The organism is Streptococcus didelphis DSM 15616, assembly GCF_000380005.1.
GTDB classification, from domain to species: domain Bacteria; phylum Bacillota; class Bacilli; order Lactobacillales; family Streptococcaceae; genus Streptococcus; species Streptococcus didelphis.
Genome location: NZ_KB904196.1, coordinates 50,328 through 64,074, shown reverse-complemented (window position 1 = coordinate 64,074; position 13,747 = coordinate 50,328). Strand labels below are relative to the sequence as shown.

Below are 13,747 nucleotides of genomic sequence, written 5' to 3'. Positions count from 1 at the left end.
CCTTAGACTAAAATCTGAGTTTTCTTGACAAAATAGACAAAAAATAAAGAAAGAATAAAAAGGTTCGTAAATAGGATTGCTGGAAGCGTTTTTTAAAGTTATAATAGAAATCCACGTTCACATATTAGCCATCAAGGAGATTTTTAGGAATGACCAAACACTATTTTTCAAAAAGTGCTATTTTTTTAGCGATGCTTGCTTCAGCTACTGTTGTACAAGTAGCCAAAGCCGATCAAACAAGTAGTTCTATTGCAAACAGCGAGTCTATTACTAGCTCTGCACCAATCCTTAGTGAGAACCAACCCATTACCACTAACTCAAGCAGTGCTCAAAATAGCAATCTAAAACTTGCTGACCTTCCAGTCACTAGTGCTGAACCAGCTACTTCTAATCTTTCAGTAAGTGCAAATGACAATAATCAGCTATCTCCCCTTGCAAAACAAGCTGCAAACCTCCCTCTTGATGGTCAAACAGTAGATGTTCGGATTGTCTCAACAACTGATATTCACTCAAATTTAGTTAATTATGACTATTATCAAGATAAGGATTCTCAATCTATCGGACTTGCCAAGGCGGCTATTTTAATTGACCAGGCCAAGGCAGAAAACCCTAATACTGTTCTGGTTGATAACGGTGATATCCTACAAGGAACGCCACTTGCAACCTACACCGCCATTATTAATCCTATCAAACCAGGAGAAACCCATCCCATGTATGCTGCCTTAAATGCTCTTGGTTATGATGCTTCTACCTTAGGAAACCATGAATTTAACTATGGCCTCCCTTATCTTGAAAGAGCAATTGCCTCAGCAGGTCTACCCATTGTCAATGCCAATGTAATGGATAGCAAAACAGGAAAAAACCTTTTCAAAGCTTACGACATCATCACCAAAACCTTCAAGGATAAAAATGGTCAACCAACAAGTCTCAAAATAGGCATTACTGGCATTGTTCCTCCTCAAATCTTGAACTGGGATAAGGCGAACTTAGAAGGCAAGGTTACTGTCAAAGATTCTGTAGAAGCAATCACAGACCTTGTTCCCACCATCAAAAATGCCGGTGCAGACATTATCTTAGTTCTTGCCCATACAGGTATTGGCGATAATATCTATGAAAAAGGTGAAGAAAACGTAGGCTATCAAATTGCTAGCATAGCTGGCGTAGATGCCGTTGTTACTGGTCACTCTCACGCCGAATTCCCTTCGGGAATTGGCAATGGACCCTACGAAAGTTACGGGGGAGTTAATGGCATCTCTGGTTTAATTAATGGCACTCCCGTCACCATGGCTGGAAAATATGGTGATCATATTGGCATTATCGACCTTAACCTCACTTATAATGATGGTAAGTGGGCAGTCAATAAAAACCTTAACCACGCTGAAATAAGAAAAATTGATAGCAAATCAAACCTTGCTAAGTCAGAAATCCTTGCTCTCGCAAAAAAGGTGCATCAAGAAACGATTGCTTATGTTCGTCAGCAAGTTGGGCAAACAACCGCGCCTATTACCAGCTATTTTGCCTTGGTTAAGGATGACCCTTCTGTCCAAATTGTAAACAATGCCCAGCTCTGGTATGCCAAACAAGAACTGGCTGGAAGTCCTGAAGCTAGTCTTCCTCTCTTATCAGCAGCGGCTCCTTTTAAGGCAGGAACCCGCAATGACCCATCTGCCTATACTGATATTCCAGCAGGTCCTCTTGCTATTAAAAATGTAGCTGATCTTTATTTATATGATAATGTAGCAACCCTCCTTAAAGTTACTGGTGCAGATTTAAAAGAATGGTTGGAAATGTCAGCAGGACAATTCAATACTATTGATCCTAGTAAAAAAGAAGTACAAAATATAATTAATACAGATTACCGTACCTATAATTTTGATGTTATTGACGGGATTTCCTATGAATTTGATATTACCCAGCCTAATAAATATGACGCAAAAGGCAGTCTCATCAATCCTAATGCTAGTCGTGTACGAAACCTAACCTATCTTGGTAAAGCTATTGACCCTAAACAAGAATTCATGGTTGTAACCAATAATTATCGAGCAAGTGGAACCTTCCCAGGTGCTAAAAATGCTAGCATGAATCATTTATTAAACTTAGAAAATCGTCAAGCCCTTATTAATTATATTACTAGTGAAAAAACCATTAATCCAAGTGCTGATAATAACTGGTATTTCGTAGACACTATCAAAGGTCTCAACTTACATTTCCTAAGTGCTACAAAAGCAAAGGATTTAAGTAATGATTATAAGGATATTAACTATTCAGGTCCCTCACAAATAGAAGGTTTTGCTGATTTTAGCTTTACCTACGTGAAACCAGAACTTGCTACTGATAGAGGCGCTACCTCTAGTCAGCAAGCCTTGGCTGTAAAAGATCGCCAAGCAATTTATCAGCTGGCTGCGGCAGCCTATCAAGAAACCAAGGATAAGGCTATATTACTCAATAGTAACCAGAAGCAAACCCAACTTCCACAGACTGGCAGTAAAGAGTCCAGCGGTGCTCTCATCTTAGGTCTAGGCTTTCTTAGTTTGGCTACTTTTTTCAAAAAAAGAAAAGTGATAAATAAATAATAAACCCCGTTTTATCCTTATAAAATAGGGTCGCAAAAGAAGTCTTATAAGACATTGTTGCTTCTAGAGCACTTGTTTTGTGCTTCTTTTTTTCTTGTTTATATCTATATCTTGTGCTAAACTTTAAACATAACTACAAGATATAGTATAAGGAGAGGCCATGCCCCATTTAACCATTGTTTTTATTAGCCTAAGTGGTAATACTCTTAGCTTTGTCAAACGTCTCAGTCAGTACCTTGATACACATTTTAAGATTCAAACCAAGACTATTAATATCAAAGAATTAAAGCATGAAACATTTCCTGTTGAAGAAGACTTTGTAGCGATTTTACCTACTTATTTAGAAGGGGGAAACGGGCTGGACTCTGGTGATGTTGAAATTCTAACCAATCCTCTAGGGGATTTTATTGCTGCCCACGACAACTACAAGCATTGTTTAGGCATTATTGGCTCTGGTAATCGTAATTTTAACAATCAATATTGTCTCACAGCTAAACAGTATGCTAAACGGTTTGGTTTTCCCATGCTAGGGGATTTTGAACTAAGAGGAACAAGTTCAGACATTGAAAGGCTGGCTCGTATTATTCTAGACACTAAAGCTAAGAGACAAGAACAGTAAAAAAACTTAGTCTTTACAAGTTTTTTCATTCATAGTAGACTAAGAGTGACTCTAAATCAGGATATCCTGGGCTGGTTCGAAAACTTCCCAGAATAAAAAACTAAGTAACCTTAAAAGAATCTTCTGGCAATATGTCGGATCTTCTTTGTATACAAGAAAAGCTTAGTTCACTTATTTTATAACCTGGGACCTTATCGTCTCAGGTTTTTTGTGACGAGATTTAACTTTATAGAAAGAAAGGAAAAGGATGCCTAAACAAACTGTTATTATTGACTGTGACCCTGGTATTGATGATAGCCTAGCCTTATTATATGCCATTAAGAATCCCAACTTAGAAATCCTTGCAATTACTATTGTTCAAGGAAATGTCCCTGTTACAATTGGACTTCAAAATGCCATTCTTATTTTGGAGAGAAGTAAGCGTTTAGATATTCCTATTTATTTAGGAGAAGGAACCCCGCTAAAAAGAGACTATATCTCTGCTCAAGATACACATGGTATAGATGGCTTAGGTGATACTTCTTTCACTACTAAATCCTCAAAAGAGGCCGAACCACTAGCTGCTGCTGATTTTTTAGCAGAGCATTTCAAAACCCCAACTTCTACTTCTATTATTGCTTTAGGTCCTCTAACCAATATTGCTCAAGCACTTAATATCAACCCTAAATTAGGAGATAATTGCAAACGCTTTGTAAGCATGGGAGGAAGCTTTAAATCTCATGGCAACTGTTCACCAGTAGCCGAGTATAACTATTGGTGTGATCCTCATGCTGCCCATATCTGCTTTAAAAGTTTAAAGCGTAAGATTGAAATGGTTGGTCTTGATGTTACTAGAAAAATTGTCTTAACCCCTAATATTTTGGCTTACATAAACAGAATGAACCCTTCTGAAGGTCAATTTATTACAGCTATTACACAATTCTACTTTAATTTCCACTGACAGTATGAACATATCATTGGCTGTGTGATTAACGATCCACTTGCCATTGTCTATTTTCTCTATCCTGATATCTGTCAGGGCTTTGATAGCTATACAGATATTGCTAGAGAAGGAATTGCCCTTGGACAAAGCATTGTAGACAGCCATGACTTCTACCATCAAAAAGCCAATAGTCACATACTAACAAGGGTTGATACTAAGTATTTCTGGCAGGATTTCTTAGCAACTCTTTTAGGCCTCCCAAAAACAAGCATTACAAAAGATTTAGAAAGCTTAGAATAGGATAATCCATGAATAGGAGAAAAATATATTTGCTAACAAGTATGGCCTTGGCTATTACACTCAATTATATAGGAGCTAATCTCGCCCTTTTTTTGCACCTTCCTATTTATTTAGATATGATTGGTACCCTTTTGTTATCTCTTCTATTGGGTCCTTGGGTCGGAGCTGCAACTGCTATGAGCAGCGCCCTCTTATCCTGGCTGACAAGTGATGCCTTTGCTCTTTTTTATGCACCTGTGGCTATGGTGACAGCCTTACTTAGTGGTTTTTTTCTTAGGCATAATAGCAGAGCTAAAGAGATTGTATGGAAGGCTTTTTGCATTTCTTTACCCGGAACCGCCCTTGCTGCCTTAATCACTGTTTCTCTTTTTAAGGGCATCACCTCTAGTGGTTCAAGTTTATTAGTGCAAGTATTGCACAGCCTTGGCCTTAATCTAACTGCAAGTGTTCTACTTGTTCAAATGACAAGTGATTATTTAGATCGATTCATCAGCCTTGCTTTGGTCTTAGCAGTTATCAAAAACTTAAAAATACAGACTTCTTCTCTTTTTAAAAACTACAAGTGAAATCAGCCATTTACTGGTAAAAAATGGTATAATTTTAGGGTTACTTAGGAGTGATAAAAGATAGGAGACTGTATGAAAACAACTGTTGATTATATTACAAAATTGACACAAATTCCTTCACCAACTGGCTATACCAAGGCTATCATGGACTATGTCACAGCTGAGCTGTCTTCTTTTGGTTATGAGGTTACTCGTACTCATAAAGGAGGACTCATGGTCTCTGTTCAAGGTCAAGATCATAGTAAGCACCGGCTTGTTACAGCGCATCTCGATACTCTTGGAGCCATGGTTCGTGCTATCAAGCCTGATGGTCGCCTTAAAATGGATTTAATAGGTGGTTTTGTTTACAATGCTATTGAAGGTGAAAATTGCATTGTTCATGTTTCTAAAAACAATAAGGAAATCACAGGAACCATTCTCATTCACCAAACGTCTGTTCATGTCTATAAAGATGCAGGAAGTGCAGAGCGTAATCAAAACAGTATGGAAGTTCGCTTAGATGAAAAGGTATCAAGTGCTGAACAAACACGTGCTTTAGGCATTGAAGTTGGAGACTTTATCTCCTTTGATCCCCGGGTCATTGTTACTGATAGTGGTTTTATTAAATCCCGTCACCTTGATGATAAAGTTTCAGCTGCAATCCTGATTGAATTATTGAAAGAATATAAAACCAAAAACATCCAATTACCATACACCACCCACTTTTATTTCTCAGCATTTGAAGAAGTCGGCCACGGAGCTAATTCTAGCTTACCTCAAGAAACCGTAGAATATCTAGCTGTCGATATGGGGGCTATGGGTGATGACCAAGCTACTGATGAATATACCGTTTCCATCTGTGTAAAGGATGCTTCAGGTCCTTACCATTATGAACTTCGCCAGCATTTGGTTAAACTCTGTCAGGAAAAGAAGATTCCCTACAAACTAGACATCTATCCTTATTATGGAAGTGATGCCTCTGCTGCCATGAGCTCTGGTGCAGAAGTCAGACATGCTCTTTTAGGTGCAGGTATTGAGTCAAGCCACTCTTATGAACGCACCCATACTGACTCAGTTTTTGCCACTGAACAATTGGTAGATGCCTATTTACAAAGTAAAATGATTGATTAAAAAGACAAGAGAAAATATCTTTCATGTAAGAACAAACTAAAAGACCTTCTCAGGTCTTTTTTCTCTTACTCTTTCTTAGCTTCCTTTGACTTGAAATAAGCCTCTACTTCTAGACCATAATGATCACTAATAACAGGAGCATAGCCTCCTTCAAAGGTTATTTCTGATGAGACTATTGTAAAATCTTTACTGGTAAAAATATGATCAACCTTGAAAGATTCCTTATTATCTTGCCAGCCATCAATATCAGCTACAATACTATGATCCCCAAAAACTTTCTGAGCCACCTTATGACTATCTTGCAACTGTAGGGGGCTTTTCATAATGAGTTGATAACCTTCTAAATCGGTAGGATTATTAAAATCTCCCATAAGTACCAGAGGCATCTTAAGGGACTTAAGTTTCGCTTCTAAAAGCTCCCACTCTTTTTCAAATCCCTTATTAAACCAAGAAAGGTGCACCGAAACAAAAGTAGTCTCAATTCCTGCTAGCTTGGTCTTAGCTAGCAGAGCCCTCCTTGTATGGTAGTCATACTCATTATCACTTTCTGTTACTAAAAGAGAACTAGCTTCTATAGGTTCCTTTGAAAGAATAGCTACGCCCTCATGGTAGATATCGTATCCAATATGATTGTAGGCCCAGGACCAATAGTAAATCTGGCCTCTTTTTTGCAGATAATGAACCAATAGCAGAGCAAAATTATCCTTATGAAGTTCTGGACTTTCTGCCAGCTTTTGGTAATAAGGTACCTGCCCTGCTAATTCCCCTGCCAATAATTGATTAATTTCTTGTAAACAAATCACGTCATATTTTTCTGCCAAGATATGTTCTGCTAAGTCAACTAATTTTTTCAAGGCATTGCCTTCCATCCAAGAATGGGTGTTGATTGTTAACCATTTAGCCATGCTATTATCCTCCTTGATACACTTAAAGAGTAACTAGTTCAGATGAATTATCTAAAGGAGTTACTCTTTTTCTTTTCTTAAATTCTTATAAGGTCACTTTGGCAACTGGGCTTTTAGCAATTTGATAACCACTTGCTTCAAGAACAACCTCTTTAATTTCAGTTGGATTTGTAAATACAACAACTACAGTTCTTTCTCTTTCTGCTGATTGGATAGCCGCCAAATCAGCCACCACCAATAAATCTCCTGCCTGAACAGCCTGTCCCTCACTTACTTTAACTGAGAAAGGTACCCCATTTAAAGCAACAGTGTCTAGTCCAATATGTACTAAGACTTCCAGACCATTAGCTGTTAAAAGGCCAAAAGCATGCTTTGTAGGGAAAATACTCGTTACAATACCTGAAACAGGCGCATAAATATTACCTGAACTAGGTTCTACTGCAAAGCCATCACCCATCATTTTAGCAGAAAAAACATGATCATGAACTTCAGTGATAGGTAAAAGCTCTCCATCAGCTACAGATAGTATTTGCTCTGTAATCCCCTTAAAAGCTACCTGCTCTATGTGATTGGCTTCTTCTTTAAAATGGGATTTTGGAATCTGTTGACCTGAGTCCAATAAATCCTGAATATCTGATTTCAAAATATCTGCTTTTGGTCCATAAACTGCCTGAACACCATTTCCCTTAAGGATTAATCCCATAGCGCCAGCCTTTTTCCACAAGTCCTCAGCAGCTACTTGATCAGCCTGATTGACAGTTACACGAAGGCGTGTCATACAAGCATCCACTTCCGAAATATTATCAGCTCCACCAAGAAGATTAATAATTTGAACAACTTGGGATTGGCCATCAATAGGCTTACTGATTACTACCTTATCTGTATCAGCTAGCATGTCTGCATCATAATTTCCAAGTCGCCCAGCAGTTGCTAGATTCAGTTTCTTAATCATAAAGTCTGCAATAAAGTACATGAGAATTGCAAATAAGAGCGAGACCCAGACAAAGTTAATCAAATCCATTGCCAGCCCTGCCTTAATGGTCATTGGAGTCCGGGTTAATAATTCAATATTACCAAAGGAATGTACACGCAAATGAACCACATCAGCCATAGCAAAAGAAGCACCTTGGACAAGAGCATATACAAGATATAATGGCATAGCAGCAAACATAAACATGTACTCTAAAGGTTCTGTTACTCCTGTTAAGAAAACAGCTGCCGCTGCTGAAATAAACATCATTTTATATTTAGCCTTTTTGTCAGAATCGACATTCCGGTACATAGCTAGCGCAACACCCATCAAAGTACCTGTAGCACCAATCATCTGCCCTACTTTAAAACGAGCTGGTGTTACTGTTTCCATTAAATGATGATAAGCTGAAGAATCGGATCCTTTTAGGTTAACCAAGTCAGTAACCCAAGCCAACCATAGAGGATCTTGACCAAAAACTTTAGTGCCACTAGAAGCACCTGTCATAACTTCATAAGTGCCACCTAGGGAAGTATAGTTCATTGGAATAGTTAGCATATGATGAAGACCAAAAGGTAACAAGAGACGTTCTAAGGTTCCATAGACAAAAGGTGCTAATATAGGAGCTGAATCCTGTGAAGAAGCAATCCACATTCCAAAACCATTAATCCCAGATTGGATAAGAGGCCAAATGATAGCCATGGTTAAGGCAACTAAAGTTGAGCGAAAGATAACCACAAAAGGAACAAACCGTTTGCCATTAAAAAAGGTTAATACTTCAGGTAGCTTGCGGTAGTTATAATATTTATTATAAGCAGTTGCTCCCACAAAACCAGCAATAATCCCAACAAAAACACCTGTATTTAAGGCTGGAGACTCAAGGACACTGGTAAAATAATCCTTAACAATCATTTGAGTCCCTAAAAAACTCTTAATTTTTGCTTCTGGGTCTGACAATATGGCTGCATTAACACCGTAAACAGCTCCAGTAATACGATTAATTAAAACAAAAGCTAGTCCTGAAGCAAAGGCTCCACCAGCTCTTTCTTTTGCCCAACTCCCACCAATAGCAAGAGCAAACAAGAGGTGGAGATTCCCTATAACTCCCCAACCAATTTGAGCAATCACATTTCCAGTAGTTACTAAAATAGATAAATTGGGATTGATTAAAGGAATCGAATTTCCAATACTCACCATCAAACCAGCTGCAGGCATAACGGCAATTACAACCATTAAGCACTTACCAAACTTCTGCCAGAACTCAAAACTGAAAATCTGTTTAAAAGATTTCATTAGCCTAATCTCCTTTTTATAAGCCATAAACCAAAATTGTAAACGTTTTACGCAATCGCTTGCATTTTTATTATACTAGCTCCTTTAACTTTTGTAAAGCTTTTTTAAAGCAAAAAAACTTCCCCAATCGCTTAAGGAAGTCTGACAAATCATCTCTTATTACAAAAGTAAATTTAAGTATTAAGGTCTGCTAATTGATCTTACTAGTTTTCATTTATCCAATTCTAAGGCATATGAGAGCGAGCTTAGGGCATATAGGGGAGCTGTTTCTGTTCGCATAATCCGTGGTCCTAGGCCAATCTTAAGGCCACCAGCCTCTTCAAATAGGCTGATTTCTGCTGGGGAAATTCCTCCCTCGGGGCCAAATATAAAGAGAATTTTTTCTCCTTTTTTTAGACTTGCCAAAGCTTGTGCAAATGCAGATTTTTCCCCCTCTTTAGCCGATTCCTCATAGGCAATCAAAATATGGTCAAAGTCTTTAAGCTGCGCTAAAAAATCAGCTTTCTTGTCAAAGAGTTTGACATCTGGAATTTTATTACGCTTACTTTGCTCCGCAGCCCCTTTGCTGATTTTTGCTAATTTTTCGGACTTTTTAGCTAATTTTTTAGAATCCCACTTGACCACTGACCAATCAGCAGGAAAGGCCCAAAAGGCACTTGCTCCAAGCTCTGTGACCTTCTGAGATAGAAATTCCAACTTGTCTCCCTTAGGAAAACCAGAAGCAATCGTAACGTCTACTGGTAGCTCCACATCATCTAATAGTTCTTCTAAAATATCAAAGCTGTGCTCACTACTACTCTTAACCCTTGCCAGATATTTAACACCATCAGGGAAAACCAAAACCAGCTGATCTCCTTCAAGTAGACGCATGACTTGAAACATATGCTTAAGTGTCTCTTTATCATCAAGCACCAAGGGATTTTGATAAGGTTTATTAATAAAATATTGTTGCATTAGCCACCAATCACTCCTGAAATATGATCTGTTTTTTTGAAAACACAGGCATTCCACTCCCCTTGAATCATGTGTGTCTCAAGGAAGAAACCAGCATTTTCTGCAGACTGACGAACCATATCCCATTTTTCTGAAATAATTCCCGACATAATGAGATAACCCTCATCTTTTAAGAGATGATAAGCATCTTCTGTCAGATGAATAAGGATATCAGCTAGAATGTTAGCTACTATTAAGTCAGCCTTAATATCAACACCTTTTAGAAGGTCACCAACAGCTACCTGAATATTTTCGGTCCCCTTATTCAAATCAATATTTTCTTTTGCCACGCGCACAGCCACATTATCCAAGTCATAAGCATAAATAGACTTAGCCCCTAGCAATGAACTTGCAATAGAAAGCACACCTGAGCCAGTGCCTACATCAATAACAGTTTCCCCACCACGCAAGACCTGCTCCAGAGCAAAAAGACTCATTTTAGTTGTCGGATGGGTACCTGTACCAAAAGCCATACCAGGATCCAACTTAATAATCTTTTCTCCTAGCTCTGCCTGGTAATCTGTCCAAGAAGGAACAATCGTTAAATCATGACTGATACGAGCCGGTTCATAGTACTTCTTCCAATTGTCAGCCCAATCTTCTTCTGCCAGGGCCTGTGAAGAAAGAGCTATCTCCCCAGTTTCAAGCCCAGAACCAGCTAAGTTAGCCAAGTCATTTTGAATGGAGCTTTGCAAATCATCTAAAGCCATAGTATCTGGAAAATATCCCACGACCGTAATCATTTCTGATTGTTCAACTTCTGGAAATACCTCCCCATAGCGGTCAAGCTGACCTAAATAATCAGCACTATCATTAATAAGAACACCCTGGCTTCCAGCCTCAATAAGCATATTAGATACCGCCTCTTGGGCATCACGATGCACTCTCACCGTTAGCTCCTGCCATTTATCCATAAAATAAACCACCCTTTCTTAAAAACCTCTACCCTTAGTACTTATGCTTCTAGCCTAATAACGCGGATAAGAGACATAGTCTTTTTCCTCTAAGCTGGCAAGACCAGCTTCAAAAGCTTGCGCATCCCAGTCCAAACCAAAATCTAGCTTACTATCATCTTCTAAGAAATCCATCAAATCACTCTGCCCTTCAGCAGCCAAATCATTGAGAAACTGAGCAAAGTACTCTAAGAATTCACGAGAAAGCCCCTTCTTGGGCTCATAAGGAATGGCAACTAAGTAATCCTCTTGATTAAACTTAGATTTTTGAGGATTATAAAAAATAATAAAATCTTCAAAAATAATATCTTCTTGACTCAACTGACCACTGTCATCAATTGTTTCCACAGCACTTTTATTTTGTGCCTCTAGTACAAAAGCAAGCTCCACTGCATGATTTTTTTTATCCCAATCAATCGCATAATCATAGTGAAAATACTTGTCCATCTCTTCTTCTAAAACTGATAAAAAACCAAATTTTGCCATTATTTTATAACCTATTCTTTCTAAATACTGATATATAAGGCTTTGTAACACCTTAATAATTGAGACTACATTTTTTAATCATCTTTTTGGTAACTACAAACTATTAATTACCTTCTTAAAATAGAGTATCCCTTCTTTACCTTTTGATATTAGAAGAGATCAATCTTATTTCCGTTTTATCTCTTCAAGTAGGGAGTACATGGTATTGATATGATTATACTTTTGAAATTCAGGATCCTGGTTTTGTGCTATAAAGTATACATATTGTCTACCTGATTTAAATTTATCAATGATGTGTTTTTCTAATAATATTTTCAAATATTTTAAAATAGTATTTTTATGAATTTTTAGTTTTTCTTCTAAAGTTTCTCTCGTTATGAAGTGATTTTCAATGATTAACTCCAATATTTTTTTCTCAAATTCATTATCGATATTAAGATTATCTATAAGGGAAGTATCCCATAAAGTCAATTCAACAGAATCTAATTGAGTGTCTAATTTTGGATATTTTAAATGACTTTCCTTAACTGCTTCCATAATTTTGGGCACTCCAGTTCCAGCCTTTTCACATAAATTTAAAAATCTAAATATTTCCTGAATAAGATAGTTTCTAGGATCAGAATGGGCTCCAGTAAAAAAGTCTTTTAGGTCAATTCTAAGTGTACCACCATTTGTAAATATATATCTATCAGAATATCTAATGATTACAATTCCCTTATCACTTTTATAGTCACAGTGGATAAGACTATTAACGAATGCCTCACGAATAGCAATTCGTAATTTTGAAATTCCAATTCGATTTACAGAATTTTCCTGAAGATTGGAGGTGTCATTTAATGTTAGATATAATTTTTCAATAACCAGATAGAAGAAATTAAAAAGATTATCCTCTCCCCACGTACCATCATAAATTACTCTATCTTTAAAACGATTATTCTTATTAAATTCTTTTAAAACATACTCTACATTATAGTGAGGTATAAATTCTTTTATTGCAGTGTGTTTACCGAAAATTAATAAACCAGCTACTGTAGGTTTTACTTTATTATCCTTACGATCCTTTCGTAAAGCATTTATTTTTAAAAGAAACTGCTCTGTATTTAATTTTGAAAAGGGATGTTCAGTATTTATATTATTAAACTTTTCTCGATATCGATTTATAGTTTCTTCATCTAAATCTAAAATAGAGAAATTCTGGATAAGGGTGCCATCAAAACTTTCTTTTGCTGAGTCTCTTAACATGGTATTAATCTGTTCTTGTGAGCATCTATAATCACCAGTTCCTTGACGAAAATAGGTAGAGGTTATATTTTCATTGAGATAGATTGGTTTATCTTTATAGTCAACTTTATTAATAGGGATAATAATGATAGTTTTCCCTTCTATAGTTTTAACTTGAACACTTTCCACATCAACAACATTTCTATTTATTTTCTTAGGGTTGTTAAGCAAGCTATATAATTCATCAAGTATTTTATTAAAATTCTTTATTTTTTGTATTTTCTGATATACCTAAAATTAATAAGCCATTATTTGTATTAGCAAAGGAACAGATTGTTTTCATACCATCTTTTGGAAAAGAGTTCTTAGCTTCTTTAAATTCAACGCTTTGGCTTTCCCCTGCTACTAGTATTTTTTGTATATCGTGTTTTTGCATTCTTACTCCAATCTATTCGTACACGTATTCGCACACGCGCGAGGGAATACTGCCTTTTCTTATTAGAAAAAAAGCGTAATCTCTGAGTTTATTAGGGTAAACAGTTCGCACATGTATCTGCACATGTGGAAGGGCTTGACAATATAAATAAAAAAAAGAATCCCCCTCAAGTGACACAGGTCCAAATCAACCACTGTCAATATTATAACATACTAGGGGGTCTCAATGACTGAAGAATTAAGCCTTGATAATGTATTTCAAGTAATTATTGTCTATTTTTTATAAATGGCATTTGAAAATATGGTCTGAACTAAAATAAAAAACCAAATTTTGCCATTGTTTTTTTCCATTCTATTTCTTTAATTACTCTATTATAGCATGAAAGAAGGTCTTTCAGAAG

The 13,747-nt window shown here is 36.9% G+C and carries 9 protein-coding genes, 2 pseudogenes and 1 riboswitch; of the genes and pseudogenes, 5 read left to right on the top strand and 6 right to left on the bottom strand.

The window, feature by feature from the left end:
* The first annotated feature begins 149 nt into the window (after window positions 1–149).
* From A3GU_RS0106690 to A3GU_RS0106670, 5 genes and pseudogenes are all read left to right on the top strand, one after another.
* Entirely contained in the window at window positions 150–2,573 is a 2,424-nt protein-coding gene (locus A3GU_RS0106690; protein ID WP_018366770.1) for a bifunctional 2',3'-cyclic-nucleotide 2'-phosphodiesterase/3'-nucleotidase, read from the top strand.
* Window positions 2,574–2,733: 160 nt separating this feature from the next.
* The gene (gene nrdI, locus A3GU_RS0106685) at window positions 2,734–3,192 is read left to right on the top strand and encodes a class Ib ribonucleoside-diphosphate reductase assembly flavoprotein NrdI (RefSeq protein ID WP_018366769.1); all 459 of its coding nucleotides are present in this window, start codon (window positions 2,734–2,736) and stop codon (window positions 3,190–3,192) included.
* A 65-nt stretch (window positions 3,193–3,257) separates the two neighbouring features.
* Window positions 3,258–3,302: riboswitch (PreQ1 riboswitch) on the top strand.
* A gap of 137 nt (window positions 3,303–3,439) precedes the next feature.
* A pseudogene (locus tag A3GU_RS09675) lies at window positions 3,440–4,414 on the top strand (nucleoside hydrolase).
* Window positions 4,415–4,422: 8 nt separating this feature from the next.
* Window positions 4,423–4,980 (top strand): LytS/YhcK type 5TM receptor domain-containing protein, encoded by a 558-nt coding sequence (locus A3GU_RS0106675; RefSeq protein WP_026216474.1) that lies wholly within the window; start codon window positions 4,423–4,425, stop codon window positions 4,978–4,980.
* A gap of 72 nt (window positions 4,981–5,052) precedes the next feature.
* A complete protein-coding gene (locus A3GU_RS0106670) occupies window positions 5,053–6,090 on the top strand; it encodes a M42 family metallopeptidase (protein WP_018366765.1) in 1,038 nt (345 codons plus the stop codon).
* A 65-nt stretch (window positions 6,091–6,155) separates the two neighbouring features.
* On the opposite strand, the gene A3GU_RS0106665 is transcribed toward A3GU_RS0106670, so the two are convergent.
* From A3GU_RS0106665 to A3GU_RS09670, 6 genes and pseudogenes are all read right to left on the bottom strand, one after another.
* Window positions 6,156–6,995, bottom strand: a complete 840-nt coding sequence (locus A3GU_RS0106665; protein WP_018366764.1) for an endonuclease/exonuclease/phosphatase family protein — start codon at window positions 6,993–6,995, stop codon at window positions 6,156–6,158.
* 85 nt (window positions 6,996–7,080) lie between these two features.
* Entirely contained in the window at window positions 7,081–9,258 is a 2,178-nt protein-coding gene (locus tag A3GU_RS0106660; protein WP_018366763.1) for a PTS transporter subunit IIBC, read from the bottom strand.
* Between the two features lie 210 nt (window positions 9,259–9,468).
* Window positions 9,469–10,212 (bottom strand): 16S rRNA (uracil(1498)-N(3))-methyltransferase, encoded by a 744-nt coding sequence (locus A3GU_RS0106655; protein WP_018366762.1) that lies wholly within the window; start codon window positions 10,210–10,212, stop codon window positions 9,469–9,471.
* On the bottom strand, window positions 10,212–11,165 hold the full coding sequence (gene prmA / locus A3GU_RS0106650) for a 50S ribosomal protein L11 methyltransferase (protein WP_026216473.1): 954 nt from the start codon (window positions 11,163–11,165) through the stop codon (window positions 10,212–10,214). Before prmA ends, A3GU_RS0106655 begins: the two co-directional genes overlap by 1 nt.
* A gap of 54 nt (window positions 11,166–11,219) precedes the next feature.
* Entirely contained in the window at window positions 11,220–11,690 is a 471-nt protein-coding gene (locus tag A3GU_RS0106645) for a DUF3013 family protein (protein ID WP_018366760.1), read from the bottom strand.
* A 165-nt stretch (window positions 11,691–11,855) separates the two neighbouring features.
* Window positions 11,856–13,347, bottom strand: a pseudogene (locus A3GU_RS09670) (RNA-binding domain-containing protein).
* Between the last annotated feature and the right edge of the window lie 400 nt (window positions 13,348–13,747).